Raw genomic sequence first — 23,955 nt, 5'->3', positions numbered from 1 at the left:
CTCCGTATCGGTCAACGCAATGCTCACTTGGTCCTCCGCATCGGTGCTGAATTCCCCATCTCATCAGCCGCTCTTAGGTCAGTTCCTGCCGCATTCGCTAGCGTAAGGCCTGTGGCAGAACAACAAGGAGTGAAGCATCTGGTTTTCGCCCACCGGGGCGCCAGCAAGCAATACGCCGAACATACACGCGCCGCGTTCCTCCAGGCGCTCGCCGAGGGGACCGACGGCGTTGAATGCGATGTCCATCTCACAGAAGACCTGGAACTCGTTTGTATTCACGACCCCACGCTTGACCGGACGTCCAGCGGCACGGGTGATGTCGGTGACCACACGCTGCGGCAGTTGCGCGAACTGGATTTCGCGTCCTGGAAGGGCGCCAACATCCCGCCGCAGTACGGTGGCGTGGCGGATCAGTTGCTTACCCTCGAGGAGCTGATCGAACTTCTCCGCGGGGATGGCCGGGAGCTGGAACTAGCCATCGAACTGAAGCACCCAAGCCCCTTCGGGCTCAAGCTCGAGGAAAGGCTGATCGCCTTCCTGATGCGGGAGGGATACGACCCGGAGACCTCCCGGCTGGCTAACCTGCACATCTCCTTCATGAGCTTCAACCCGGACTCGGTGAGGCATCTTCTGGAACGGGTCCCGTCCGACGTCGTCTGCCAGCTGGTTGCCGATGTCCACCCCGAGGATGTGAGGGAGACCCTGGGGCCGCTTACAGCCGCCGCCGTCATGAATCTCCTGCGCCGTGCCCTCCATGAGGGAGAGCGGATCATCGCGAGCGGTGCAGTCGGGATCGCCGGGCCCGGTATCGAGTATGTGCGGGCGCACCCCGAGCGGGTAAAGCGGTGGCTCGCCGCGGGCCTGCGCGTGAGGGTGTGGACGGTGGACACGGACGACGACGTCGACTTCCTTCGCGAGCTCGGCGTCCAGGAGATCACCACGAACCGGCCCGCTCATGTCCTTCGCAGGTTGAAGGGGGAGCCCACCACCGGGGGTTTGTGATTGAGTTAACGCATGGCTATGCCGATTGAGGACTATGCACTGATCTCCGACCTCCACACCGGGGCCCTGGTGTCCAGGGGTGGGAGCGTCGACTGGCTCTGCTACCCGAGGTTCGACTCGGCGTCGGTCTTTGCGGCTCTGCTGGGCAACGAGAACCACGGGAGATGGCTTATTGCTCCTGCCCATGACGCCGGGGTGGCGGAGCTTGTTGAGTGGAAGTACGTCGAGTCCACTTTTGTTCTCCAGTCCCGGTGGCGGACTGAGGCCGGAGAAGTGCTCGTAACCGATTTCATGCCCATGCACGACCGACGGGCGTCATTGGCGCGCCGTATCGAGGGCATCGCGGGCTCCGTGCCGATGCGTCAGGAGCTGGTGGTCCGGTTCGGTTACGGTGACGTCCTGCCGTGGGTGCGGCGAACCCATGAAGAAGGTGGTCCCGGGATCCTGGCGATGGCCGGTCCGGATGCACTGCTGTTGCGCGGCACCCATCTTCCCCACGCTGCTGACCACCGTCACGCGGGCGAGTTCACGGTCGAAGCCGGGGAGAAGGTCGACCTCGAGCTGGTCTGGTACCCCTCGCACCGGGAGCAGCCGACGCCCCTCGACTTCGACGTGACGCTCCAGTCAACCATCGACTACTGGCAGAACTGGGCGGAAAGCTGCGAGAAGCAGGGCGAATACGACGACATCGTCAAGCGCTCCCTTCTGGTTCTTCGGGCGCTGACTCATGAAGATACCGGCGGCATTGTGGCAGCACCCACCACTTCGCTGCCGGAAGCCTTCGGCGGCGAACGGAACTGGGACTATCGGTTCTGCTGGCTACGCGACGCAGCGCTGACCCTCGAGGCGATGATGACGCACGGCTATGAGGATGAGGCGTCCGGGTGGCGGAATTGGCTGCTGCGGGCCGTCGCCGGGGACCCGGAGGACCTGCAGATCATGTACAGCGTCTCCGGTGAGCGGCAGCTTCCGGAGAAGGTGCTCGGCCACCTGCCGGGCTACGCGGATTCCGCTCCCGTACGAATCGGCAACGGGGCTGTGAATCAATATCAGGCCGACGTCGTCGGTGAAGTGATGGTCGCCCTGGAGAAGCTGCGTGAGCGGGGTGTGAACGAGGATGAATTCTCGTGGCCCCTCCAGCACGCCCTGCTCGGTTTCCTCGAGAAGCACTTCGATTCGAAGGATCACGGCATCTGGGAAATGCGCGGCGAACCGGCCTACTTCACGCACTCCCGCGTGATGATGTGGGCTGCGTTTGACCGCGGTGCCCGCGCTGTACGGGAGTACGGGCTGAAGGGCGAGGCCGATCGCTGGGAGGAGCTGCGCGACACCCTCCGGCAGGAGATCCTGGCACAGGGTTACGACAGGCAGGTGAATTCCTTCACCCAGTACTACGGCGCCACGCTTGTCGATGCGTCACTACTGCAGCTGCCGCAGGTCGGTTTCATCGACTACGACGATCCGATGATGTTGGGCACGGTGGCGCGGCTTGAGGAGCAGCTCCTGGACCGTCATGGGCTGCTGCTGCGGTACCGCACTGAATCGGCCATCGACGGTCTTGCCCCTGGGGAGCACCCCTTCCTCGCCTGCTCGTTCTGGCTCGTTGAGCAGTACGCGCACACGGGCCGTCTCGAGGATGCCAAGCGCCTCATGGATCAGCTGGTGGGCTACGCGAACGAACTCGGCCTGCTGTCTGAGGAGTACGACGCCGAGAACGCCCGGATGGCTGGAAACTTCCCCCAGGCGTTCTCGCATCTTGCGCTGGTGCGGGCCGCGGACGCGATCCACGCCGTTCAGACCGTCATGGTTTGAGAATCACCTTGATGCAGCCGTCCTGCTTCTTCTGGAAGATCTTGTAGGCGTTCGGTGCTTCCTCCAGCGACACCTCGTGTGTCTTGAGGTCCATCACGCCCAGCGGGTCCGAGGGGTCTTCGACGAGCGGCAGCAGCTCATCGGTCCATCGGCGTACGTTGCACTGACCCATCCGGGTCTGGATCTGCTTGTCGAACATGGTCAGCAGTGGCATGGGGCTGGCGGTGCCGCCGTAGACGCCGCTGAGGGAGACCGTTCCGCCGCGTCGGACGGCGTCGATTGATGCGTAGAGGACCGTCAGCCGATCTACGCCGGCGGTTTCTATGGCCTTTCTGGCGATGGGGTCCGGGAGCAGCCCCACTGCGTTCTGTGCGAAGGCCCCCAGCGGTGAGTTGTGGGCTTCCATGCCGACGGCGTCCACCACGGAGTCAGGTCCGCGGCCATTGGTCATCTCGCGGAGCACATCGCCGACCTCCTTGGTGAAGTCCACTGTCTCGATGCCGTGCCGCTCGGCCATTGCACGCCGCTCAGCGACCGGCTCCACGGCGATCACGCGGTAACCCAGATGCCGTGCGCTGCGGGCAACGAATTGACCGACGGGACCAAGTCCGAAAACGGCGAGGGTGCCGCCGTCGGGCACGTCCGCGTACTGCACCGCCTGCCAGGCGGTGGGAAGGATGTCCGAGAGGTACAGGTAACGCTCATCGGGGAGGTCGTTGCCGACCTTGACGGGGCCGTAGTCGGCATGGGGAACCCGGAGGTATTCGGCCTGGCCACCGGGAACGGAACCGTACAGCTCCGAGTAGCCGAAGATGCGCGCTCCCGTACCCTGATCGTGGTTCTGCGTGGTTTCACACTGGGATTGCAGCCCGTTGTTGCACATCCAGCAGTGGCCGCAGGCAATGTTGAACGGGATGACGACGCGGTCGCCGGGCTTCAGGTTGGTGACGCTGCTCCCCACGGCTTCGACAATGCCCATCGGTTCGTGGCCCAGCACGTCGCCTTTTTTCATGTACGGGCCCAGAACTTCGTACAGATGGAGATCGGAGCCGCAGATGGCCGTCGAGGTAATCCGGACTATCGCGTCCGAGGGATCTTCGATTCGCGGGTCGGGAACTTCCTCGACGCTGACCGATCGTTTACCCTGCCAGGTAAGTGCCTTCATCGATACTCCTCCACAGATTCGTAAGTATGCTGACCTTTCTCAGTATTGCCGCCATCGGACCCGAAGTGAAGCGAGGCCGGGGTTCCGCATAGGCTTGGCCGGTGGAGTTTTCGAAATCCCCGGCTGCGCGGGTTGGTCTGTCTATTGCCGTAGCGACGGGGCTCTACGGGGTGTCCTTTGGCGCCCTCTCGGTAGCGTCCGGGCTTGACCTCCTGCAGACGATGGCGCTGAGTCTCCTGTTGTTCAGCGGCGGCTCACAGTTCGCGTTCATTGGAGTGGTGGGTGGCGGCGGAAGCGGTGCGGCGGCCATGTCGGCGTCGGGGTTGCTGGGCATCCGCAACGCCGTCTATGGCATGCAGATGAACGCGATGCTCCGCCCGCGCCGCTGGCGCCGCTTCGCCGCGGCACAGGTCACCATCGACGAATCAACCGCAACCGCCACCGGGCAGAGCGATCCACTGGAGCAAAGCCGGGGCTTCTGGGTGGCCGGAATCGGCATCTACGTGCTGTGGAACGTGTTCACCCTGGTGGGCGCCTTGCTCGGAAACGCCCTCGGTGATCCGGCGCAATGGGGTCTCGACGGCGCTGCGGTGGCCGCCTTCCTCGGGTTGCTGTGGCCCCGGCTGAAGGCGCGGGAACCCGCGGCCATCGCCGTGGTCTGCGCCCTCGTCACCCTGCTGGCAGTTCCTTTCGTGCCGCCGGGCGTCCCCATTCTCGTGGCCGCACTCGTCGCCGGCCTGCTCGGCTGGTTCAGTTTCGGTCCCTCACGTGAAGGGCTCGAACCCGATGTCGAGCCGTATCCCTCGGAAGGGCGGCCGTGAACCTCTGGATCTGGATCCTTGTTGCCTGCTTGCTCAGCTACCTCACGAAGCTCGCCGGATACCTTGTGCCCGCGCGGCTGATGGAGAACCCGCGGATGACCCGCGTGGCAGGCACTCTGACCATCGGCCTGCTCGCCTCGCTGACGGCCGTCAACACCTTCTCGAGCGGTCAGGCTCTGGTGGTTGATGCGCGCCTCGCCGCGCTCCTGGCCGCCGCGGTGGCACTGTGGCTGCGGGCACCGTTCCTCGTCGTTGTGCTCAGCGGCGCCGCTGCGGCCGCGCTGGCGCGCTTCCTCGGTGCCGCCTGACGAGCGATTGAACAGCAGAACCTAAGCGGAGCCGACGACGGCGGCAGTCGCCTCTGCGATCGCCGCCTCTTCGTCTGTGGGCACCACCAACACCGGGAACGCCGATTCTTCGGTGCTGATCTCGCGTGGGGACCCGCCCGGCTTCTGGTTCTCGGCGTCGTCAATGAAGATGCCCAGCGCGCTGAGTCGATTCACCACGCGCTCCCTGAACCGCCACGAGTTCTCTCCGATTCCGGCGGTGAAGACGAGCGCCTGCGCGCCGCCGACGGCAACGTGGTAGCCGCCGATGTACTTGGCGAGCCGGTAGGAAGCAATGTCGAGGGCGACCGTCCCGGCGTCGCCTGATTCCTCGACCGACCGCATGTCATTGTGGCCAGTGAGGCCCACGAGCCCTGACTCGCGGTTCAGGAGTCGATCGAGATCCTTCTCCGTATAGCCCTCGCGACTGAGGAACAGCAGGATGGACGGGTCGATGTCACCGGATCGGGTGCCCATGACCAGGCCCTCCAGAGGTGTGAAACCCATCGAGGTATCGATGCTGCGTCCACCCTGGACGGCCGTGATGGACGCACCGTTTCCCAGGTGCGCGATGATCCCGGTGAATTCCTGCGCCGGCAGGCCGAGCAGCCCGGCCGCGTGCCGTGTCACGTACTCGAAGGACGTGCCGTGGAAGCCGTACCGACGGATGCCGAACTTCTTGTACAGGTCGTCGGGCACGGCATACCGCCAGGCGTGTTCGGGCAGGGTGCGGTGGAAGGCGGTGTCGAAGACGGCGACCTGCTTCATGCTCGGCCACCGGTCGGCGATGGCGCGGATGCCCTGGACATTCGCGGGATTGTGTAGCGGGGCCAGCGGGTTGAGCCGTTCGATGGCGCGGATGATCTCGTTGGTGACCAGCACCGGCTCGCTGAAGCGCTCCCCGCCGTGGACCACACGGTGACCGACGGCGTCGATCGATCGGCCCTGCAGCGTTGATTCAAGTTCCTGTGTGACCCGATCGAGTGCTTCTGCGTGGTCTCTGGGCCCGCCATGGGCAGAATCCCCGATGCGCTCGATCAGTCCGTTGGCCAGACGCTCCCCGGTAGCGGAGTCCCGCACCTGGTACTTGAGTGAGGACGAGCCTGAGTTGATGACAAGGATGATCATTACGCCTCCTGGGATGTGGTGCCCTGTGCCTGGACGGCCGTTATGGCTACGGTGTTCACGATGTCTTCGATGGTGCAGCCCCGCGAGAGGTCGTTCACCGGCTTGCGCAGGCCCTGCAGAACCGGCCCGACGGCGACGGCACCGGCCGACTGCTGCACCGCCTTGTACGTGTTGTTGCCCGTATTCAAATCGGGAAATATGAAGACGGTTGCCTGCCCGGCGACCGTGGACCCGGGCAGCTTGGACTGCGCAATCGACGCGTCCACCGCGGCGTCGTACTGGATGGGTCCTTCAACGGGAAGGTCCGGCCGGATGGACCGCACCAACTCAGTTGCACGCCGGACCTCGTCCACGGCCCCGCCGTATCCGGATTCTCCCGTGGAGTAGGACAGCATGGCCACGCGCGGTTCAACTCCGAACTGGGCAGCGGTCTCCGCCGACGCAGCGGCGATGTCAGCAAGCTGTTCCTCGGTGGGATCAGGATTGACCGCGCAGTCGCCGTACACCAGAACCCGATCCCGAAGGAGCATGAGGAACACTGAGGACACAATCTTCACGCCCTCCTTGGTCTTCACGAACTCCAGCGCCGGGCGGATGGTGTTGGCCGTCGTGTGCGCGGCGCCCGAGACCATGCCGTCCACATGGCCGAGCTGTACCATCATGGTCCCGAAGTAGGAGCCGTCGAGCATGCGTTCCCGGGCATCCTCGAGGGATACGTTCTTGTGTGAGCGCAGCCGCGCGTATTCCGCAGCGAACTCCTCACGCAGCTCGGAGGTGGCAGGATCGAGCAGGGTCAGGCCTGCGAGGTCGATGCCCTGACTCGCCGCGTTCTCCCGGACCTGTGACTCCGAGCCGAGGATTGTCAGGTCGCAGACATCCCTGCGGCGCAGGATCTCCGCTGCGCGCAGGATCCGCTCGTCCGTGCCCTCGGGAAGGACAATGTGCTTGCGGTCGCTGCGCGCCTTCTCGATGAGCTCGTGCAGAAACCGCAGCGGGGTCATCTTCACCGGCCGCGGCAACTCCAGCCGTTCGAGCAGCTCCACCGCGTCCACCTGCCTGGACCATACGCCCAGCGCCGCTGCTGCCTTCCGGCGCAGGCCGGTCGCGATCTCGCCGCGCACCTCACTGACGCGTTTGGCGGCGGTGTAGGTGTCGTCGTCGACCGCGAACACGGGGAAGGTTGCGTGGGCAAGCAGGGCAAGAATATTGGGATCGGGCGTGAGGCCCCCGGTGAGGATCATGCCGGAAGGTACGGGGAACTCAGGCGAGAACGACGACGCCACCGTGGCCACCAGCACGTCCGCCCGGTCACCGGGCACAATTACGAGCGCGCCGTCCCGGAGCAGTTCGAGGAAGTGCCCTACATTCATGGCAGCGACGCGGATGGAGGAGACGTCCCGTTCAAGCGTGGCCCCACCGGCGATATGCCGGGCGTCAAGGGCGCTCGCGACCTCAGCCATGGTGGGCTGCGAGATTTCGCTCAGCTCGGGGATGACGTAGACCGGACGGCCCGACTTTCCGGGGCGTACCTGTTCCCGGATGGTGCCGACGGCGCCTTCCGCCGCGCGGTTCACCATCATGGCCAGCAGGGACACTTGCGCAGCGTCCAGCTCCCGCCGGGCGACGTCGACGGCGTCGGCCGCCTCGGCCGCGCTCATGTCCTTCGCGCTCACGACGGCGAGAACCATGGCGCCCAGGTTGTTCGCCAACCGTGCGTTGAGGTCGAATTCAACCGCGGCGTCCTGCCCGCTCAGGTCGGTGCCCTCCACGATGATGACGTCGCAGGACTGCGCCATTTCGCTGTAGACCGCGACGCAGCGGGCATCGATCTCCTCGCGCTCACCTGCGACGAGCAGCGCCCGTGCTTCTGCACGCGTCATGCCGCTCCGGGCCGTTCGCGCATCCAGCCCGAACGCACGGCGCATCAGGAGGACCATCGGATCGTCTGCGCCGTCCTCCGCTTCGGAGATCGGCCGGAGGAATCCGATGCGGTCAGCGTGCCCCTGCAGCATGCTGGCAAGACCCAGTGAAATGAGGGACTTCCCCGAGCCGGGAGCCATTGCGCTGACGTAAATTCCGCGGGTGGTCATTACTTCATCCTGCACGATCACAGATGCTTAGTCACTGTCCGTCAGTGTTGGCTGCCTTACCTTCCGGGCTATCCATTCGACACGGAGGCATCTGCACAAACGGGTGACCAGCGGGACCAAACCTGACAGACTGTCCCCATGCTCGTAGCCTTCTCAGTTGCACCTTCCGGCCGGCCCAGCGGCGCACACGAGGACACCTCCGGCAATGCTGAGGGGTCTGTTCACGCCGCCGTGGCTGAGGCCGTGAAGATCGTGCGTGATTCAGGACTTCCGAACTCCACCAGCTCCATGTTCACCGAGATCGAGGGTGAGTGGGACGAGGTAATGGACGTCGTCAAACGCGCCACCGAGGCGGTAGCGAAGTACGGCAGCCGCGTCTCCCTCGTACTCAAGGCAGACATCCGTCCCGGACGCACCGGTGAGCTGACCGGGAAAGTGGAACGCCTGGAACGCGCCATTGACGAGATGGACGAGTACCAGGGGCATTCATGAGCACTTGGGCCGAGGTGGACGCGTACCTCAACAGCACGGTCGTCCGGCCCGATGACGCACTCCTCGCCGCTGTGGAGAACACGCGCAGCGCCGGAATGCCCGCCATCGAGGTGACCGCTGGGCAGGGGAAATTCCTGATGCTGCTGGCCCGGATCCACGGAGCGCGTCGTGTGTTGGAGATCGGCACGCTGGGCGGTTTCAGCACCATCTGGCTGGCCCGGGGCCTTCCCGAGGACGGCACCGTGGACACGTGCGAGTATGAGCCGGCACACGCGGAGGTGGCGCGCCGCAACCTGGATTCGGCCGGCGTCGGGCACAAAGTGACCGTGCATGTGGGCGCTGCTCTTGAGACGCTCCCCACTCTTGCCGGACCCTACGACCTGTTCTTCATCGACGCAGACAAGGTCAATAATCCCCATTACCTTGAATGGGCGGTGAAGTTGTCCCGCCCGGGCGCGGTGATTGTGCTGGACAATGTGGTGCGCGGCGGCACGGTCCTGGATGCGGACGGCGACGAGCACACGCGCGGCACCCGGACGGCCCTTGAGATTCTCGGCGGCCATCCTCGCCTGGAGGCAACCGCGCTTCAAACCGTAGGAACCAAGGACTGGGACGGGTTTGCGGTCGCCGTCGTCAACTAGAACTCAATTCTCGATCCGTACGGCCACCGTCGACGACGCGGAAGCCTACGCGCGCACGCATGTCGCCGCGCTGCATGAAACCTACGCGAACATCATGCCGCGCGAGTTCCACGACCACTACGATGCGGACCTGCCGAACATCATCAGCCGACGTCGGGCCGCACTTTCGCGTGACGACGGCGTCACCGGCTGGATTGCCTTAGACGGCCGGGGTCGGGCGGTAGGGATTGCTTCCTCGGGGCCGGGCAGGGACGACGATCGCCCCGATTTCGAGTTGCACCACATCTATACGCTGGCCTCGACGCACGGGTGCGGTCTGGGCCAGCAGCTGCTTGATGCATCAATCGGTGATTCTTCGGCCTATCTCTGGATCCTCAATGACAACCCGAGGGCGGAGCGTTTCTACGTTCGCAACGGGTTCGTCCCCGATGGAACGACCGCCCTCTGCGGACCGGTCTGGCATTCCAGGCCCATGTTCCGCATGCACCGAACCTAGCCGCCGTCATTCTCCAGGGCGCAGGACCCAGGGTTGTCGCTGCCGGACGATAGCATGAACGGCATGGTCACCATCCGTCCGCTGCGTATCGACGAGCTTGAGGCTGCGCTGCGGATGAAGAACGAGGGTTGGCGCCAGGCCTACGAAGGTCGGCTCGAATCCGGGGTCCTGGCAGGGCTGGACGACACGGTGGAGGCGCAGGCCGAAGCCTGGCGGATGGGGTTTGACACCCAGGACAGCGTTCCCTTCGTTGCAGTGGATGAACTGGGGAAGATTGTCGGGATCGCGGCGGGCGGTGACGCCCGGGGCGAGAGTCCGCCCGCCGCCGTCGAACTTTTCATGCTGTACGTACTGAAGCAGTACTACGGCACCGGCCTGGGTCGTGCGCTCGCCGATGCAGCCATCGGTGATGCCGCGGCGTGCGTCTGGGTTCTTGAGGGGAACGAGCGCGCCATCGCTTTCTACCGCAAACTGGGATTCACGCCGGACGGCGAAAGGGAACAGCTCTCCGAGCGGTGGAACGGGCTCTACGAGATCCGGTTGGTACGTTCGGCGCAGACACCGCGTCCGCCCGCGACCGGCGGGTCCGCATCAGTCTTACAACAGACAGGGAAATGACATGTCCAACTACTATGGGAATCAGCCCCAACAGCACGTGGTGGTCTATGCCGCGAAAGAAAGCTGGCTCGCGTACCTGCTCTGGTTCCTCCTCGGAAACTTCGGCGCACACAAGTTCTATCTGCGCCAGAACGGGATGGGTTTTCTGTACCTGGCACTCGGGCTGGTCGGTTACGCCACGGCCTGGTTCCTGCTCGGTTTCCTCTTCCTGATACCGCTGTGGATTCTCATGATCATCGACCTCTTCACCATCCCCGGCCGCGTTCGGCAGGTCAACGGGTATCTGCATCATCAGGGCGTTGTCCGTCCTTACTGACCGGCATCGGGCGAGAGAGTAAGGATTCGTGGGACGGAAGCGGGAAAACAAGGAAACGGCTGCCGCCGACGGTGGTCCGGTCCCCGGAATTCACACCATCGACACCGGTAATTGTGAGCTCGTGCCCGACCGCTTCAACCCCAACGGCTGGGTGCTGCACATCAACGGGGTCCCGAGTTCGCACATCGATCTCGCGGACCCGGCGCGGCTCGACTTCGAATACATGCGATGGATCAATTCACTGGTGACCTCGCAGTGGCCCTCAACGTTCCGCCTCCGCGCACTTCACCTGGGCGGCGGCGCATGTTCACTGGCGCGAAGCTTCGCAGCAACCTTCCCCGACGCGCGGCAGGTCGTCGTCGAACTCGACGGTGCACTCGCTGTGCTGGTGCGCGAGTGGTTCGACCTACCGCGTGCGCCGCTGCTGCGGATCCGCGTCGGAGAGGCGCGGGAAGTCACCGAGTCTCTCTCCGCCAGCAGCCGCGACGTCATCATCCGTGACGTCTTCGCCGGCAGCCGCACTCCGAGCGCACTGACGACCCACGAATTCGTGGAACACGCGAAACGCGTCCTGGATCCCGCCGGTGTTTACATCGTCAACTGCGGTGACTCCCCGGACCTCGCCATGGCGCGGCGGGAGGCGGCCACCATCTCCTCGGCCTTCACGCACACGGTGATCATCGCGGACCCGGCCATGCTGAAGGGGCGGCGCTATGGAAACGTCATCATCGCCGCGAGTGATGCACCGCTCGGGGAGGATCCGGGCCTGGCCCGGGAACTGCTGGGCGGCGGTGTGCCCGCGCACCTGTGGCAAGGCGACCAGCTCACCCGATTCATCAGCGGCGCCCCGGTTCTCACAGACTGAATCCTCACAGACTGAGTTCTCACAGACTGCGTTCTCACAGACTGAGCCAACTCAAGCGGCTAGGTCTTGCCGAGCAGCGGGTCCTCATACTCGTCGGTGGCCCTCCGCAAAGCGCCGACGACGGCGGCAACAGCCGGTTGCCGCAGCGAATCCGGGCGTGCCACGAGCCAATAACCCAACCGCTCCGCGACCTCCTCAGGCAACAGCCGCACGAGGTCGCTGTGCAGGTTCGCCATGAAGCAGGGGAGCAGGCCAATGCCCGCTCCCGCCCGGGTGGCTTCCACATGAACGAAGACATTCGTCGAGCTCAAAGAGTCCTTCATGCTTGGCAGCAAGCGCCGAGGCGCGTCAAGGCTGTCCACCTGCAGCATCGAGTCAATGAAGTACACCAGTGGGTGCTTCAGCACTTCATTGATGCTGGACGGGGTGCCGAACTCGGCCAGGTACTCCCGCGAGGCGTAGAGCCCCAACACGTATTCACCCAACCGGATGGCTTCCGCCCGATGCACCTGCGGCCTGCCAACGACCACCTCAAGGTCGAGGCCGCTCCTCGTCTGCGACGCCCGCCGCGTTGCTGCCACAATCTCGACGCTCAGCCGTGGATGCTCGCGCCGCAGCCTTGCGAACGCCGGAGCGGCGATGTACGCGCTGAAACCGTCCGTGGCACTCATGCGCACGACGCCGGAAAGCCGGCTCGCGCCGTCGTCGTCGGTTTCGAGCTCCGAAAGTGCCCGCTGGACCTCCTCGGCAGCGGCCACCGCGCGCAGGCCGAGGTCCGTCAGTTCCCAACCACCGCTCGCCCGTACCAGGACGTGCCCGCCGAGCGCTCGCTCCAGTGCCGCAATCCGACGCGAGACCGTGGTGTGGTTCAGGCCGAGGCTCTCAGCGGCGGAGGTGAAGCGGCCGGAGTTGGACACGGCGAGGAGGATGAGCAGGTCGTCCGGCTGAAGGGGCACATCTGCATTTTCGCAGATTGCTCCTGCGTAACTGGCCATTGAAGTGCCCCGGCATGTGCACACATACTCAATGAGGCCCACCTGGGTGACAGGCGTCACAAGCGCGCACCACCCGAATCAAAAACCCCTGGATTCACCCACCGAGCAAAGAGTGTCAGAGCCGACACAGAAGGAGCAGTCCATGAGCGTCAGTTCGCGCCCAGCCAAACCGGGAAGGGGTCCGGCAGGAGAGGCCGATGCAGCCCCCCACGGCCTCAAGAAGATCGTCGCAGCCTCGATGGTGGGCACCGTCGTCGAGTGGTACGAGTTCTTCCTCTACGCCACGGCGGCGTCCCTGGTCTTCGGCATTGTGTTCTTCCCCAACGCGGACACCCCGCTCGACGCAATCATCGCAGCGTTCCTGACCTACGCCGTCGGCTTCGTTGCCCGTCCCCTTGGCGGAATCTTCTTCGGCCAGATCGGCGACAAATTGGGCCGTAAGCACACGCTGCAGGTCACCATCATCCTCGTCGGCGTGGCCACGTTCCTGATGGGCTGCCTGCCCGGATTCGATTCCATCGGCTACTGGGCGCCGGCTCTACTGGTCATCCTCCGCTTCGTCCAGGGCTTTGCAGTGGGCGGCGAATGGGGTGGTGCGGTCCTGCTGGTTGCAGAGCATAGCCCCAACAAGTCGCGCGGCTTCTGGTCGAGCTGGCCGCAGTCTGCGGTACCGGTCGGCAACCTGCTCGCCACCGTTGTGCTGCTGACGATGTCCTCCATCCTGCCCGAGGACGAGTTCCTCAGCTGGGGCTGGCGCGTAGCGTTCTGGCTGTCCGCGATCATCGTGGTGATCGGTTACTACATCCGCACCCACGTCAGTGAATCGCCGATCTTCCTCGAAGCCCGTGAGCAGGTGGAGCGCGAGAAGGCCATCAGCTACGGCGTCTTCGAGGTTGTGAAGAAGTACCCCCGCGGCATCCTCGGAGCCATGGGTCTGCGGTTCGCGGAGAACATCCTGTACTACATCATCGTGAGCTTCTCGATCGTGTACCTCTCGCAGGTCCACCAGTACAACACCAGCTCGCTGCTCCTTGCGCTGCTGATCGCACACGTTGTGCACTTCCTGGTGATCCCGCAGGTCGGCCGGCTGTCCGACCGCTTCGGACGCAAGCCCGTGTACCTCGCCGGCGCCATCCTCGGCGCGAGCTGGGCATTCTTCGCCTTCCCGATGTTCGACACCCTGAACCCGGTGATCATCATCCTCGCCGTGACCATCGGCCTCTGCTTCCACGCACTCATGTATGCGGGCCAGCCGGCGATCATGGCCGAAATGTTCCCCACCCGCATGCGCTATTCCGGCGTCTCGCTCGGCTACCAGGTGACCTCCATCCTCGCGGGATCCCTCGCGCCGATCATCGCCACGGCGATCCTGCAGGAAACCGGCTCCTGGGTGGGAGTGGCGCTCTACGTCCTCGGCGCCAGCGTGGTGACGGCCATCGCCGTCATCACCCTGCGCGAGACACGCGGAACCTCGCTTCGGGACATCGATGCGGCGGACGCGGAGCGCCACGGAATCCCGGTTGCCGGCAGGGACCGCTAACCATGCCTGCCGAACCGCGGAACGACGACGGCGGCTTGCGCCCCACCGCACAGCCGCCGTCGTCCCTCACGCCCTTTCCCCTCGCGCTCGCCGGCCGGCGCGCTGTCGTCACCGGCGGCGCGAGCGGAATCGGAGCGGCCTGCGCCCGTGAACTGGCGACGCAGGGGGCATCCGTCGTCGTCGCCGATCGCGATGCTGAGGGTGCCGGCGTCATCGCCAAGGAGGTGAAAGGCGAGGCGTGGGCGGTTGATCTGCTCGACACCGAGGCGCTGGAGAACCTCTCGCTCGAGGCCGACATTCTGGTTAACAACGCCGGCATCCAGGTGGTGCGACCCATCGAGGAGTTCGATCCTGCCGACTTCCGGCGAATTCATACGCTCATGCTCGAGGTGCCGTTCCTGCTGATGCGGGCCGCCCTGCCGTCGATGTACGCCAAGAAGTTCGGCAGAATCATCAACGTGTCTTCAGTGCACGGGTTGAGGGCATCAGCCTTCAAGTCTGCCTATGTGTCTGCCAAGCACGGGCTGGAAGGCCTGTCGAAAGTGGCGGCCTTGGAAGGCGGACCGCACGGAGTCACCAGCAACTGCATCAACCCCGGGTACGTGCGGACTCCGTTGGTCGAGAACCAGATCGCGGACCAGGCGCGCCTGCACGGCATCAGCGAGGACGAGGTGCTCGAGCAGATCATGCTCACCGAAAGCGCAGTCAAACGTCTGGTGGAGCCCACTGAGGTGGCCTCGCTTGTGGCCTGGCTGGCCTCCGATCACGCCGGGATGGTGACCGGTGCCTCCTACACGATGGACGGCGGGTGGTCGGCACGCTGACCGGTCTTCGCCGTGAGTGGCAGGACACACCCCGTTTGCTCCCGCACTCGGGGCGTGTCCTGCCAATTCGGTGTTGGCTAGCCGACGCCGAGCAGTTGCTCGATGGGTCCGATCCCGAAGAAGATGACGAACGCGCCAGCGACGGCCCACATGAGCGGGTGGATTTCCTTCGCCCTGCCCTGGAATGTGCGCACCAGCACATAAGCGACGAAGCCTGCACCGAGCCCGTTGGCGATGGAGTATGTGAATGGCATCAACGTGAAGGTGAGGAACGCCGGGATGGCGATACCCCAGTCCTGCCAGTCGATCCTGCCCACCTGGGACACCATCATGAAACCGACGATGACGAGGGCAGGAGCAACGGCCTCGAACGGGACCAGCGAGATCAGCGGTGTGAAGAACATCGCCACCAGGAACAGCAGCCCGGTCACGATGTTGGCGATACCGGTACGTGCTCCTTCACCGATGCCGGCGCCCGATTCAACATAGATCTGATTCGACGACACAGAGCCCGCGCCGCCGGCCACGGCTCCAAGTGCGTCGACGATGAGAACGCGGTCAACGCCTGGAATGTTGCCCTGCCTATCAACGAGCTTCGCTTCGTTGGCCAGGCCCACCATCGTGCCCATGGCGTCGAAGAAGATGCTCAGCAGGATGGTGAACGTCAGCAGCAGGGCAGCTGTTGCTCCCAGGGTGCCGAACGCACCGAAGACGCTGACGCTGCCCACGAGGCTGAGGTCGGGGATGCCTACCCAGGATCCGGAGGGCAGTTCAGGCACCACCAGCGACCAGCCCTGCGGATTGGCGCCCTCCGGCCCTACGCTTGGCCCAACGTTGGCCACAGCCTCGATGATGACGGCAAGGATGGTGGACGCGATGACGCCGATCAAAATGCCGCCGCGGACCTTCCGGACTACCAGTGCGATGGTGAGAATCAGGCCGAAAACAAAGACGAGCGTAGGCCAACCGAGGAGTACCCCATCGAAACCCAGCCCGACCGGGACGGTGGTCTGTGCAACGTCAGGAATTCGTCGGACGAAGCCGGCATTCACCAGACCGATGAGGGCGATGAAGAGCCCGATCCCGACGACGATGGCCGTCTTGAGGCTTTCGGGAACCGCGTTGAAAACCGCAGTACGGAAGCCGGTGAGCACCAGAACCAGCATGGTGAGGCCGGCGAGCATCACCAGTCCCATCACCTCCGGCCACGTCAGCTCCGGGTTGGTCGCGACAGTAATTGCCACAAATGCGTTGACGCCCAGTCCTGTGGCCAGCGCGAAGGGATACTTTGCCCAGGCGCCCATGAGAATCGTCAGCACACCCGCTATGAGAGCGGTTACTGCGGCGACGCGCTCGATGCCAAGGCTCTCGCCGCTGGCATCAGCTCCGGCAAGGATCAGCGGATTGAGCACCACGATGTAGCTCATGGCGAAGAACGTGGCGAGCCCGCCCCTGATCTCTCGTGAATAGGTTGATCCGCGGGCGGTTACCTGAAAGTAGCTGTCCATCGCGGTACGCAGTGCAGGCACGGGTATTCCTCTGCTGGTGGGGGAGTTCGCTCGAAAGTCTATCCAATGAGCGGCTCAGGATCCTGCCAGCCGCCTCCCGTACGCTGGGGGTATGAAGCAGCATTCCTCAGTAGTTGCAGCAAGCCCGTCGGCGCTCCCGGGGGCACATTCCGTCCAGCGCATAGACGTTCTGCTGGTGAGCGCGTTGATGATGGCGCTGGCACTGGTCCTTGGCACCGCGAACGGGGCAACCGCCCATGACGAGTTGAGCTCATCGAACCCGGAGGCGGGCGCGACGCTCGATGCCGCTCCCGAGATGATCGAGCTCACGTTCAGTAACGTGCCGGCGACGATCGGTTCAGAAGTGCAGGTGCTTGACGAGGCAGGCGAGGACTGGGCCGAGGGCGAGGTGTCCATTACGGACACGGTGGCCACCCAGGCACTGCGGGATGGAGCCCCGGCCGGTACGTACACGGTGAACTGGCGTGTGGTTTCTTCCGACTCGCACCCCATCGAGGGGACGTTCGAGTTCACGGCCGCAGGCGGCGGCAGTGCTGATTCCCCTGCTGCTTCGGAGACGCCGGGGGCATCGGCAGGTACGTCCGGTCCCATCGAAACCGCCGAGCCGGGCGCACTCGATCAGGAGCCCGCAGCCGACTCAGGCGTGTCCTGGGCCGTCATCCTGATGATCGCGGTGTTGATTGCTCTCGCCACAGTTCTGGCGCTGGGAGCCCGGCGCCGCCTCAAGCAGGGCAATAACGACGCGGGATAACGGGCTTAGGCGCTAAGGGCCGGTGGCTGTCCGGGGCGCGGAAGGCCGGCCGCCAGGACAGAGGCCTTCACGGGCTGGACCAGCTGGGCGGCCAGTGCGCCCTTCGAGACGATCGCGTCGCTGATGACCTTGGCCTGCCGGACTATCTCCCGTGTTGTAGGCGTGAGCACCTCGCCTACGCCGATAAGGTACAGCCCGATGGCGCGGAGGGCGGCCTTGATGTCTATCCCAACGGCCAGGCCGAGGGACTGGACGAACCGCCGCAGCTGGTTCTGGGGATACTTCGTCAGAACCACGTGGTCTGCGAGGAGTACGCCGTTCCGGGTCTGGACAGCCCACTTCTTGGAGCCGAGCACGGGCGCCGGGAGCAGTTGCGAATAGCCCACCATGCACAGGCCCTCCGCCACCGTCTCCTGCCGGATGTCCAGCGAGTGGCTGGACGCATAACAGCGCAGCAGGCGCAATAGCTCAGTGCGCTCTGAGAGCGACACCGAGTCCGTCATGACGGTCCGATTGGCACCCGAATTCAGGCACTCCATGCTTTCAACGACGATGGACTTGACTCCGCGGCGACTCAGCTCGCTGGCGACGGCAAGACCCGACAGTCCGGAACCGATCACCACTGTGGTTGTCATCTCTGCCGCGGCAGGCGCGGAAGACTCTGCGGCCGCGCGGGTGGCGGGTTCCGGCACCATCGATGAAAACCTCCTGAGGGAAAGGAGAACTCCGCACAGCCCGGCGCCTCTTCCGGGCCGTGCGGACACTTGGCTGCGAACGGGTCAACCAAGCGCACTTAAAGCGGGCGGGAACCCCAAGGGAGACCATCCGCCCGATAACGATTCTCGAAGCCTATATAACTTTTTGGGCGCTGAATAGACCCCCTACTCGTGAGTAGGCTAGAAATAACTCGACGGCTGAGCAAAGGTGTCAGTAACGGTTCAACCGCAAGGAGGCGGGACATGTTTGAGACTCACGAGCCGGGCGCGCCAAGGCATTCACAGGGGCGCGGAATAGTTGTTGGTGTGGACGGTTCTGACCAGAGCATGTGTGCCCTTGTATGGGCAGCACACGAGGCCAAACGCCGCCGGTCGCCGCTGCACGTAGTGACGGCATACACGGTGCCGGTGTTCGCGGCGTCGAGTATGGATGCAGGGTACGCAACCGTGGACGACACGGTTATCCGGGAGGGTGCTCAGTCGGTTCTGGACCAGTCCATCGGCAGGCTCGCCAGTCGCCACGACATTGAGATAGTGCCGCGCGTGGAGAGCGGGGACGCCGCAGGGGTGCTTCTTGAGCTCTCCGAGGAGGCCGAACTGATGGTGGTCGGGTCACGTGGACGGGGAGGCTTCGTGGGCCGGCTGCTTGGATCAGTCAGCTCAGCGCTTCCCGCGCACGCGAAGTGTCCGACCGTCGTCGTGCCGCTCTTTTGCGCTCCCCGTTTGAACGAGGCCGGGGTGTCGGCGCCGAGGACGAAGGGGGAGCCCTGCCCCAAGGCGGAGGACGTCGAAAAGGTCGTCGTGGTGGGCGTCGACGGCTCGGAACAGGCACGGATGGCGTCGCTGCTCGCGGCTGAGCAGGCGGAGTCCCGCGGACTGCCGTTGCGAGTGGTGTGTTCGCTGCCGCCGTTCACCGGCTCGCTCGCATGGATGCCGACTCCGGTCGACCGGGACGCGCTCCATAGCGAGATCATGGTTCAGCTGAACGCCGGAAAGGCATGGCTGCAGAGCCACTTTCCCCGGTTGGAGATTTCGATCGAACTGCTGGACGGTCCGCCCGTTGAGATACTGATCGAAGCGTCACGCACGGCCGAGCTGGTTGTGCTGGGAACCCGGGGGCGCGGTGGATTCGCCGGCATGTTGCTGGGCTCCACCAGCCAGGGCGTGCTGCATCATGCGAAGGGCCCGGTGCTTGTGGTTCCTGACCGCGAGGACCCACGGTTGGCGGACCGCGCCAGGTTCGGACCAATGGCCGCCTAGGACCGGGAGGTGCCTAGAATCGGGCAGCCATCGGATTGAGCGCGCCCATTCCGCTCATGTTCGCCAGGTTCACTTCGAGGATGCCCTGAGAGGGATTGAGGGCGTTCACGACCGTGTTGTTGCCGACGTAGATCGCAACGTGCCAGATTCCGGCACCTTCCCCCCAGAAGACCAGGTCCCCGAACTGCACCTGGGAGAGCGGAACGTGGGTGCGGGCAGCGTAGAACTGAGCAGAAGCTGTCCGCGGTAGCGAGATACCGCCTGCGGCGAAGGCCTGCTGAACCAGACCGGAGCAGTCGTAGCCCCGGGGGCCGTTCCCGCCCCACTGATAGAAGTAGGGTGCACCGACTCGCGCACGGGCGTAATTGACGGCTGCGGCCACGCCGCCCGGATTGGTCGCTGGAGGTGCCGGAACCGGTGAGGGCGGCGGAGTTGGCTTCGGCGCCACCGGAGCAGGTGCGGGCGCCACCGGAGCAGGTGCCGGTGCGGGAGCAGGTGTTGTCGGGCGCGGGGCCGGAACAGGCCGCTGTGCGGTGGGCGGCTGCACGGGCTCTGGTGCCGGTGCGGGAAGTGGCGAGGGAGCCGGCGCCGGTGCGGCGGGAGTCTCCGGAGTAGTCTGTGCAGACTGTGCAGGCGTTGCTGACTGCCCGGTGGAAGCTGCCCGGGTGACCTCGGCGGATGCGGCGAGGACACGCGCAAGTTCAGCTTCGCGGCGTTCCTGTTCGAGGCCCGCGATCCGCTGCTCCTCCAGGGCTGCAGTGGTGTCGCGCAACTGTGCCAACTGGGCAACGAGGGTTTCCCGCTCTGCCTGCTTTTGTTCGACCAGGCTGGCGGCTGCCGCCATGGCGGATTCGGTAGCCGCACCTGCGCGGGTGGCCTCTTCGGCGGCGTCGGCGGCGGCTGTTTGGGCTTCTCTCGCGTCGGCGCGCAGGGACTCGAGCGAACTCGCGGCGGTTTCGGCCTGGTTGACAGTTCGGGATTGCGAAGCCGCCATGCCTTCCACCGTTGATGCCTGGTACATGATGTTTCGGGGATCCTGGGCGAAGGCGAGGAGGCTGCTGTCCGGCATGATGCCGCCGGCACGATAGATGTCCGCCGCCAGTTCCCCGAGCTCCGTGGTTGCCGCGCGGTACGCGTCTTCTGCCTGCTGCGTCTGCGCGGAGAGTCGCTCTGCGGCGGCGCGGCGTTCATCCAGTTCGGCCAGTGCGTCGATGTACGCGCCCTGGGATTTCATTGCCTCAACCTGCGCGTCCTGCAGTTCTGTCGCAGCGGTCTCAAGGATTGCCTCGATCTCGTCGACCAGCTGGGAGGTCCGGGCAGTGTTGTCCTTCGCCGCAGAGATCTCGCTGGCACTGGGCAGGTCCGGCGCGCCGACCGCGGGTGACGGCGTCAGCCCGACGGTGAGTAGAGCTCCGGAAAGCACGGCAGCGAGCACGGGGAACCTGCGTGCAGGGAAGGTTGGCAGCATGACTCGATCCTCGGACGACATCCAAACACATCCGAGGGTATGGCCCAATCGTCACATTGGCAACATTAGGCACACGAGTAGCTTAAGTAACAACAGCACCATTATCGAGAACTTGGCATGGCGTGTCGCGCCGGTGAATCGGGAGGATTCAGGCGTGCTGATGACTCTCATGGACCGCATGCTCAAGCGGTTCGACCTGAAACGTGCAGTGCTCAGTGTCGAAGTGATTGCTCAGGCAATGCGCGAGGCGGTCCAGCATTCGGTCCACCCCTTCCGCATTCAGGCTCTCCGAATCCACGACGACATGCGCCGAAAACACCGGCACGCCGGAAGTGATGGTCCAGGCGTGGATGTCATGGGCATCAACCACGCCCTCTACCTTCAAGATGTGTTCGCGGATCGTTGCCGGGTCGACGCCCTTCGGCGCTGATTCCAGAAGGACGTTGATCACGTCGCTTAACAAGCTCCACGCCCGCGGCAGGATCATGAGCGCGATGAGGATCGAAGCGATGGCATCCGCCTGCTGAAATCCCGTCATCGCAATCACGACGGCGGCGACCACCACGGCGATGGAGCCGAGCAGGTCGCCCAGCACCTCCAGGTAGGCACCTCGAATGTTGAGGCTTTCCTTGTGGCCGCCATGGAGTATCAGCAGGCATACCAGATTCGCTGCCCCGCCCAGGACCGCGGCGACGAGCATGATGTCCGTCCGAACCTCTGTCACGTCACCCAGCCTGCGAATCGCCTCAATGGTGATAACGACGGCGATTACCACCAGGATGATGGCGTTCGCCAAGGCGGCCAGGACCTCCGCCCGCTGGTATCCGTAAGTGCTTCGAACAGTGGCGGGCCGCGCCGCGATCCACGAAGCCAGCAGCGCGATGAAGACGCCGGCGGCGTCGGAAAGCATGTGGCCCGCATCGGCAAGGAGGGCCAGCGAGCCAGACAGTGCCGCACCGATCACCTGGATAACGACGACGGCGAGCGTGATCGCAACAACCAGGACCAGCGATTTGCGGTGCTTGCCGGTCGCTGTGACGGCGTGCCCGTGAGTATGTGCGCCCATATGACAAGTATGAAGCCCCATCCGGCGCAGGGTCAGGTTACCCCCAGCCGAGCTCGTGAAGGCGTTCGTCGTCGATTCCGAAGTGGTGCGCCACCTCATGGATCACCGTGACGAGGATTTCTTCCACCAGCTCCTCCCGGCTTTCGCACATGCGCAGGAGCGGTTGACGAAAGATGCTGATCCGGTCCGGCAGGGACCCGGCGTCCCACCACGAGTCCCGCTCGGTCAATGGAGTTCCCTCGTAAAGTCCGAGCAGGTCAGGGTCAGGTTCTTCACCGGGCCCCGGCTCAAACTCCTCCTTGACGAAGATCGCGACGTTATTCATGGCCCGCGCCAACCTGTCGGGGATCTGGTCGATGGCGTCGTCGACGGCTGATTCGAAGTCCTCGAGGCTCATGTCAATGGGCACGCAGGAAACTCTACTGCCGTAGCCCGGACGTTACTTTCCGGCGCGTGAGAGCCGGTTTTGTGTAATCGAGATCGAGGCCCTATAGTTTTAGAGGTCCACAACGAGGAGTAAAGCACTTGTGTGGTCCTGGCCCCCATCGTCTAGCGGCCTAGGACACCGCCCTTTCACGGCGGCGGCACGGGTTCGAATCCCGTTGGGGGTACGCAAGGGAGTGGTCCTAAGCACCGTCACGGTGCTGGTAGGATGAAACTCTTGCAAAATCGCAAGGCCCTGTAGCGCAGTTGGTTAGCGCGCCGCCCTGTCACGGCGGAGGTCGCGGGTTCAAGTCCCGTCAGGGTCGCTGAGATGGTCGGAGAAATCCGGACGTCGACGGTGATCATCGTCAGGTGGTTGCAAGGCTCTGTAGCTCAGTTGGTAGAGCGTTCGACTGAAAATCGAAAGGTCACCGGATCGACGCCGGTCGGAGCCACCAGCTAGAACCCCGCAGTTCCCAGTGTTTACTAGGACTGCGGGGTTTCTTCGTTTCCGCGTAGGGCCGTGTTTGAGTTTGAATCACGCCACGTCGCCCGTGTGCTCGGGCGGAACTGTGTGTCATTCGAGCGGCAGAAGCGAACCCGTTCCGTTTGTGCCTGGAACCGAAGTCATCGCCGCGATCCGCGTTGATGTGCAGGTACCCAGACCGAGCCCTGCACCGAAAGCTGTCCGGAAGGACCAGTCGGTTCCGACGGCACGTGCTAGTCGGTGGGACTGATATCGGTGGTTAGGCAACGATCATCCTCTGTTTCCCTGTCGAGCTCCTCGGCTGGGCCGGTGGCTATATTGAGCCCCAGTAGGCCTTCTGAAATTCCGGCAAGCTGTTGTGTGCGCCAGCCTCGTGCGACGTGCCCCTCCTGGTCGTAGTGTGGAAGGCTCAGGCCCGTGTGCGTTGATTGACGATTCTCAATGAACATGTTGTCTCCAGGTGCGACGATTGTGATGGCTCCAGGGCCGAGACGGATAACCCCACAGGGGTCAAGATCAGCGGGGCGGCGAATCTAGAGGGTAGTGCGGGCATTTCGTTTCAGGGTGAGCCGCTGTGCCAGCTCATCACAGGCGTCTCCATAGTCGGCCAGGAGGCATTCCGGAGGATTCACCTGGTCGAGCAAGCTGAAGTACTCGTCGCACATGCGTTTGAGCTGTCTCGTGCTCAAAGCTGCTATCCCCGCCTTGGCTGGTGGGAGGTCATCGGCCGTCAAGCCTAAGGCGCCGGTGCCTTGTGCGCGGGTCATGACGCAGCAATCAGGCGCGGTACGGGGGGCAGGCTCGCCAGTAGCCCGCATGCTGGGTACATATCGGGAAGCTGCAACGTGACAGCACCAAGTTCGTGGTGGTGATGTTCCAGCCGAATGCTGTCGTTGAGTGCTTCTGCCGCTGCTGCGTCAACGTGGATGGCATTGCGCAGATCCACGATCACGGCCACGCCGTCCACCAGTGCGTTGGCACGTCGGATGACGGGAAGCAAGGCCCGATAGCGTTCCGTGGTGAGGCAACCGGTGACGGCAAGAACTGCCGAATTGCGGTCGATGTCCAGTCGAACCAGAATACGAAACTTGTGATCCATGGGAGTCTCCCTCAATCAGGAGGAA

At 64.3% G+C, this 23,955-nt stretch carries 25 protein-coding genes and 3 tRNA genes; 17 read left to right on the top strand and 11 right to left on the bottom strand.

Annotation, left to right across the window (positions count from 1 at the left end; genetic code table 11):
* Positions 1–111: 111 nt before the first annotated feature.
* Together AC5RU3_RS08770 and AC5RU3_RS08765 are read left to right on the top strand one after the other, a co-directional pair.
* On the top strand, positions 112–1,002 hold the full coding sequence (locus tag AC5RU3_RS08770) for a glycerophosphodiester phosphodiesterase family protein (protein WP_493965316.1): 891 nt from the start codon (positions 112–114) through the stop codon (positions 1,000–1,002).
* A gap of 12 nt (positions 1,003–1,014) precedes the next feature.
* Complete coding sequence (locus AC5RU3_RS08765) at positions 1,015–2,814, top strand: glycoside hydrolase family 15 protein (protein WP_493965315.1); 1,800 nt, start codon at positions 1,015–1,017, stop codon at positions 2,812–2,814.
* Here the strand turns inward: AC5RU3_RS08765 and AC5RU3_RS08760 are convergent.
* Positions 2,804–3,979, bottom strand: a complete 1,176-nt coding sequence (locus tag AC5RU3_RS08760) for a zinc-dependent alcohol dehydrogenase (RefSeq protein WP_493965314.1) — start codon at positions 3,977–3,979, stop codon at positions 2,804–2,806. The genes AC5RU3_RS08765 and AC5RU3_RS08760 overlap by 11 nt on opposite strands.
* 101 nt (positions 3,980–4,080) lie before the next feature.
* Here AC5RU3_RS08760 and AC5RU3_RS08755 point away from each other — a divergent pair, with 101 nt between their 5' ends.
* Positions 4,081–4,800 carry an AzlC family ABC transporter permease gene (locus tag AC5RU3_RS08755; protein WP_309070064.1) on the top strand — a complete coding sequence of 240 codons (720 nt, stop codon included), beginning with the start codon at positions 4,081–4,083 and terminating at the stop codon, positions 4,798–4,800.
* Positions 4,797–5,108, top strand: coding sequence for an AzlD domain-containing protein (locus tag AC5RU3_RS08750; RefSeq protein ID WP_493965313.1), 312 nt, complete (start codon positions 4,797–4,799; stop codon positions 5,106–5,108). The genes AC5RU3_RS08755 and AC5RU3_RS08750 overlap by 4 nt, the downstream gene beginning before the upstream one ends.
* A gap of 21 nt (positions 5,109–5,129) precedes the next feature.
* On the opposite strand, the gene AC5RU3_RS08745 is transcribed toward AC5RU3_RS08750, so the two are convergent.
* Both AC5RU3_RS08745 and pta read right to left on the bottom strand, forming a co-directional pair.
* Complete coding sequence (locus AC5RU3_RS08745) at positions 5,130–6,254, bottom strand: acetate/propionate family kinase (protein ID WP_309123640.1); 1,125 nt, start codon at positions 6,252–6,254, stop codon at positions 5,130–5,132.
* The gene (pta, locus tag AC5RU3_RS08740) at positions 6,254–8,344 is read right to left on the bottom strand and encodes a phosphate acetyltransferase (RefSeq protein WP_493965312.1); all 2,091 of its coding nucleotides are present in this window, start codon (positions 8,342–8,344) and stop codon (positions 6,254–6,256) included. The genes AC5RU3_RS08745 and pta overlap by 1 nt, the downstream gene beginning before the upstream one ends.
* A gap of 138 nt (positions 8,345–8,482) precedes the next feature.
* Between pta and AC5RU3_RS08735 the strand changes: the two genes are divergently transcribed.
* The 6 genes from AC5RU3_RS08735 to AC5RU3_RS08710 all read left to right on the top strand — a co-directional run bounded on the left by AC5RU3_RS08735 (position 8,483) and on the right by AC5RU3_RS08710 (position 11,772).
* On the top strand, positions 8,483–8,836 hold the full coding sequence (locus AC5RU3_RS08735) for a thiamine-binding protein (RefSeq protein ID WP_309070060.1): 354 nt from the start codon (positions 8,483–8,485) through the stop codon (positions 8,834–8,836).
* Positions 8,833–9,477, top strand: a complete 645-nt coding sequence (locus AC5RU3_RS08730) for an O-methyltransferase (protein WP_309070059.1) — start codon at positions 8,833–8,835, stop codon at positions 9,475–9,477. Before AC5RU3_RS08735 ends, AC5RU3_RS08730 begins: the two co-directional genes overlap by 4 nt.
* Positions 9,455–9,973: a GNAT family N-acetyltransferase gene (locus AC5RU3_RS08725; RefSeq protein ID WP_309070058.1), complete on the top strand. Its 519-nt coding sequence runs from the start codon at positions 9,455–9,457 to the stop codon at positions 9,971–9,973. The genes AC5RU3_RS08730 and AC5RU3_RS08725 overlap by 23 nt, the downstream gene beginning before the upstream one ends.
* Positions 9,974–10,036: 63 nt before the next feature.
* Positions 10,037–10,591 carry a GNAT family N-acetyltransferase gene (locus AC5RU3_RS08720; protein WP_309070057.1) on the top strand — a complete coding sequence of 185 codons (555 nt, stop codon included), beginning with the start codon at positions 10,037–10,039 and terminating at the stop codon, positions 10,589–10,591.
* Between the two features lies 1 nt (position 10,592).
* Positions 10,593–10,907, top strand: a complete 315-nt coding sequence (locus AC5RU3_RS08715) for a TM2 domain-containing protein (protein ID WP_493965311.1) — start codon at positions 10,593–10,595, stop codon at positions 10,905–10,907.
* 28 nt (positions 10,908–10,935) lie between these two features.
* Positions 10,936–11,772 carry a spermidine synthase gene (locus AC5RU3_RS08710; protein ID WP_458116168.1) on the top strand — a complete coding sequence of 279 codons (837 nt, stop codon included), beginning with the start codon at positions 10,936–10,938 and terminating at the stop codon, positions 11,770–11,772.
* Between the two features lie 59 nt (positions 11,773–11,831).
* On the opposite strand, the gene AC5RU3_RS08705 is transcribed toward AC5RU3_RS08710, so the two are convergent.
* Positions 11,832–12,767 (bottom strand): LysR family transcriptional regulator, encoded by a 936-nt coding sequence (locus tag AC5RU3_RS08705; RefSeq protein ID WP_493965310.1) that lies wholly within the window; start codon positions 12,765–12,767, stop codon positions 11,832–11,834.
* 142 nt (positions 12,768–12,909) lie between these two features.
* On the opposite strand from AC5RU3_RS08705, the gene AC5RU3_RS08700 reads away from it, so the two are divergent.
* Together AC5RU3_RS08700 and AC5RU3_RS08695 are read left to right on the top strand one after the other, a co-directional pair.
* Complete coding sequence (locus AC5RU3_RS08700) at positions 12,910–14,307, top strand: MFS transporter (protein WP_493965309.1); 1,398 nt, start codon at positions 12,910–12,912, stop codon at positions 14,305–14,307.
* Between the two features lie 2 nt (positions 14,308–14,309).
* Positions 14,310–15,131 carry a 3-hydroxybutyrate dehydrogenase gene (locus AC5RU3_RS08695; protein ID WP_493965308.1) on the top strand — a complete coding sequence of 274 codons (822 nt, stop codon included), beginning with the start codon at positions 14,310–14,312 and terminating at the stop codon, positions 15,129–15,131.
* Between the two features lie 77 nt (positions 15,132–15,208).
* Here the strand turns inward: AC5RU3_RS08695 and AC5RU3_RS08690 are convergent, their stop codons facing one another.
* Complete coding sequence (locus AC5RU3_RS08690; protein WP_309070131.1) at positions 15,209–16,639, bottom strand: NCS2 family permease; 1,431 nt, start codon at positions 16,637–16,639, stop codon at positions 15,209–15,211.
* A 112-nt stretch (positions 16,640–16,751) separates the two neighbouring features.
* Between AC5RU3_RS08690 and AC5RU3_RS08685 the strand changes: the two genes are divergently transcribed.
* Positions 16,752–17,411 (top strand): copper resistance CopC family protein, encoded by a 660-nt coding sequence (locus AC5RU3_RS08685; protein ID WP_493965307.1) that lies wholly within the window; start codon positions 16,752–16,754, stop codon positions 17,409–17,411.
* Positions 17,412–17,416: 5 nt separating this feature from the next.
* Here the strand turns inward: AC5RU3_RS08685 and AC5RU3_RS08680 are convergent, their stop codons facing one another.
* A complete protein-coding gene (locus AC5RU3_RS08680) occupies positions 17,417–18,106 on the bottom strand; it encodes an FAD-dependent monooxygenase (RefSeq protein ID WP_309124310.1) in 690 nt (229 codons plus the stop codon).
* Between the two features lie 264 nt (positions 18,107–18,370).
* On the opposite strand from AC5RU3_RS08680, the gene AC5RU3_RS08675 reads away from it, so the two are divergent.
* Positions 18,371–19,387, top strand: a complete 1,017-nt coding sequence (locus AC5RU3_RS08675) for a universal stress protein (protein ID WP_309070049.1) — start codon at positions 18,371–18,373, stop codon at positions 19,385–19,387.
* A 13-nt stretch (positions 19,388–19,400) separates the two neighbouring features.
* Here AC5RU3_RS08675 and AC5RU3_RS08670 read toward each other — a convergent pair whose 3' ends face one another.
* The 3 genes from AC5RU3_RS08670 to AC5RU3_RS08660 all read right to left on the bottom strand — a co-directional run bounded on the left by AC5RU3_RS08670 (position 19,401) and on the right by AC5RU3_RS08660 (position 22,318).
* Positions 19,401–20,855 carry a C40 family peptidase gene (locus AC5RU3_RS08670; RefSeq protein ID WP_493965306.1) on the bottom strand — a complete coding sequence of 485 codons (1,455 nt, stop codon included), beginning with the start codon at positions 20,853–20,855 and terminating at the stop codon, positions 19,401–19,403.
* A gap of 148 nt (positions 20,856–21,003) precedes the next feature.
* Positions 21,004–21,921, bottom strand: a complete 918-nt coding sequence (locus AC5RU3_RS08665; protein ID WP_493965305.1) for a cation diffusion facilitator family transporter — start codon at positions 21,919–21,921, stop codon at positions 21,004–21,006.
* A 37-nt stretch (positions 21,922–21,958) separates the two neighbouring features.
* Positions 21,959–22,318 carry a metallopeptidase family protein gene (locus tag AC5RU3_RS08660; protein WP_309070130.1) on the bottom strand — a complete coding sequence of 120 codons (360 nt, stop codon included), beginning with the start codon at positions 22,316–22,318 and terminating at the stop codon, positions 21,959–21,961.
* A 141-nt stretch (positions 22,319–22,459) separates the two neighbouring features.
* Between AC5RU3_RS08660 and AC5RU3_RS08655 the strand changes: the two genes are divergently transcribed.
* The 3 genes from AC5RU3_RS08655 to AC5RU3_RS08645 all read left to right on the top strand — a co-directional run bounded on the left by AC5RU3_RS08655 (position 22,460) and on the right by AC5RU3_RS08645 (position 22,802).
* Positions 22,460–22,532: transfer RNA gene (locus tag AC5RU3_RS08655), tRNA-Glu, on the top strand.
* Positions 22,533–22,596: 64 nt separating this feature from the next.
* Positions 22,597–22,670 (top strand) — tRNA-Asp (locus tag AC5RU3_RS08650).
* Positions 22,671–22,726: 56 nt separating this feature from the next.
* Positions 22,727–22,802, top strand: a tRNA-Phe gene (locus AC5RU3_RS08645).
* A 562-nt stretch (positions 22,803–23,364) separates the two neighbouring features.
* Here the strand turns inward: AC5RU3_RS08645 and AC5RU3_RS08640 are convergent.
* Positions 23,365–23,520: a hypothetical protein gene (locus AC5RU3_RS08640; RefSeq protein WP_493965304.1), complete on the bottom strand. Its 156-nt coding sequence runs from the start codon at positions 23,518–23,520 to the stop codon at positions 23,365–23,367.
* A gap of 74 nt (positions 23,521–23,594) precedes the next feature.
* Positions 23,595–23,930, bottom strand: coding sequence for a hypothetical protein (locus AC5RU3_RS08635; RefSeq protein WP_493965303.1), 336 nt, complete (start codon positions 23,928–23,930; stop codon positions 23,595–23,597).
* Positions 23,931–23,955: the final 25 nt, after the last annotated feature.

Source organism: Arthrobacter sp. MDB1-55 (assembly GCF_059092925.1).
Note: the sequence above shows the minus strand (reverse complement) of the source record. Positions and strands in the feature narration are given on the sequence as shown.

What these genes read in the sequence shown, in the direction of transcription:
- AC5RU3_RS08715 (WP_493965311.1), top strand. Translation starts at nt 10,593, where the DNA reads ATGTCCAACTACTATGGGAATCAGCCCCAACAGCACGTGGTGGTCTAT.
- AC5RU3_RS08635 (WP_493965303.1), bottom strand. Translation starts at nt 23,930, where the DNA reads ATGGATCACAAGTTTCGTATTCTGGTTCGACTGGACATCGACCGCAAT.
- pta (WP_493965312.1), bottom strand. Translation starts at nt 8,344, where the DNA reads ATGACCACCCGCGGAATTTACGTCAGCGCAATGGCTCCCGGCTCGGGG.
- AC5RU3_RS08685 (WP_493965307.1), top strand. Translation starts at nt 16,752, where the DNA reads ATGAAGCAGCATTCCTCAGTAGTTGCAGCAAGCCCGTCGGCGCTCCCG.
- AC5RU3_RS08665 (WP_493965305.1), bottom strand. Translation starts at nt 21,921, where the DNA reads ATGGGCGCACATACTCACGGGCACGCCGTCACAGCGACCGGCAAGCAC.
- AC5RU3_RS08765 (WP_493965315.1), top strand. Translation starts at nt 1,015, where the DNA reads ATGGCTATGCCGATTGAGGACTATGCACTGATCTCCGACCTCCACACC.
- AC5RU3_RS08720 (WP_309070057.1), top strand. Translation starts at nt 10,037, where the DNA reads ATGGTCACCATCCGTCCGCTGCGTATCGACGAGCTTGAGGCTGCGCTG.
- AC5RU3_RS08675 (WP_309070049.1), top strand. Translation starts at nt 18,371, where the DNA reads ATGTTTGAGACTCACGAGCCGGGCGCGCCAAGGCATTCACAGGGGCGC.
- AC5RU3_RS08760 (WP_493965314.1), bottom strand. Translation starts at nt 3,979, where the DNA reads ATGAAGGCACTTACCTGGCAGGGTAAACGATCGGTCAGCGTCGAGGAA.
- AC5RU3_RS08670 (WP_493965306.1), bottom strand. Translation starts at nt 20,855, where the DNA reads ATGCTGCCAACCTTCCCTGCACGCAGGTTCCCCGTGCTCGCTGCCGTG.
- AC5RU3_RS08735 (WP_309070060.1), top strand. Translation starts at nt 8,483, where the DNA reads ATGCTCGTAGCCTTCTCAGTTGCACCTTCCGGCCGGCCCAGCGGCGCA.
- AC5RU3_RS08695 (WP_493965308.1), top strand. Translation starts at nt 14,310, where the DNA reads ATGCCTGCCGAACCGCGGAACGACGACGGCGGCTTGCGCCCCACCGCA.
- AC5RU3_RS08705 (WP_493965310.1), bottom strand. Translation starts at nt 12,767, where the DNA reads ATGGCCAGTTACGCAGGAGCAATCTGCGAAAATGCAGATGTGCCCCTT.
- AC5RU3_RS08680 (WP_309124310.1), bottom strand. Translation starts at nt 18,106, where the DNA reads ATGGTGCCGGAACCCGCCACCCGCGCGGCCGCAGAGTCTTCCGCGCCT.
- AC5RU3_RS08660 (WP_309070130.1), bottom strand. Translation starts at nt 22,318, where the DNA reads ATGAGCCTCGAGGACTTCGAATCAGCCGTCGACGACGCCATCGACCAG.
- AC5RU3_RS08730 (WP_309070059.1), top strand. Translation starts at nt 8,833, where the DNA reads ATGAGCACTTGGGCCGAGGTGGACGCGTACCTCAACAGCACGGTCGTC.
- AC5RU3_RS08745 (WP_309123640.1), bottom strand. Translation starts at nt 6,254, where the DNA reads ATGATCATCCTTGTCATCAACTCAGGCTCGTCCTCACTCAAGTACCAG.
- AC5RU3_RS08700 (WP_493965309.1), top strand. Translation starts at nt 12,910, where the DNA reads ATGAGCGTCAGTTCGCGCCCAGCCAAACCGGGAAGGGGTCCGGCAGGA.
- AC5RU3_RS08690 (WP_309070131.1), bottom strand. Translation starts at nt 16,639, where the DNA reads ATGGACAGCTACTTTCAGGTAACCGCCCGCGGATCAACCTATTCACGA.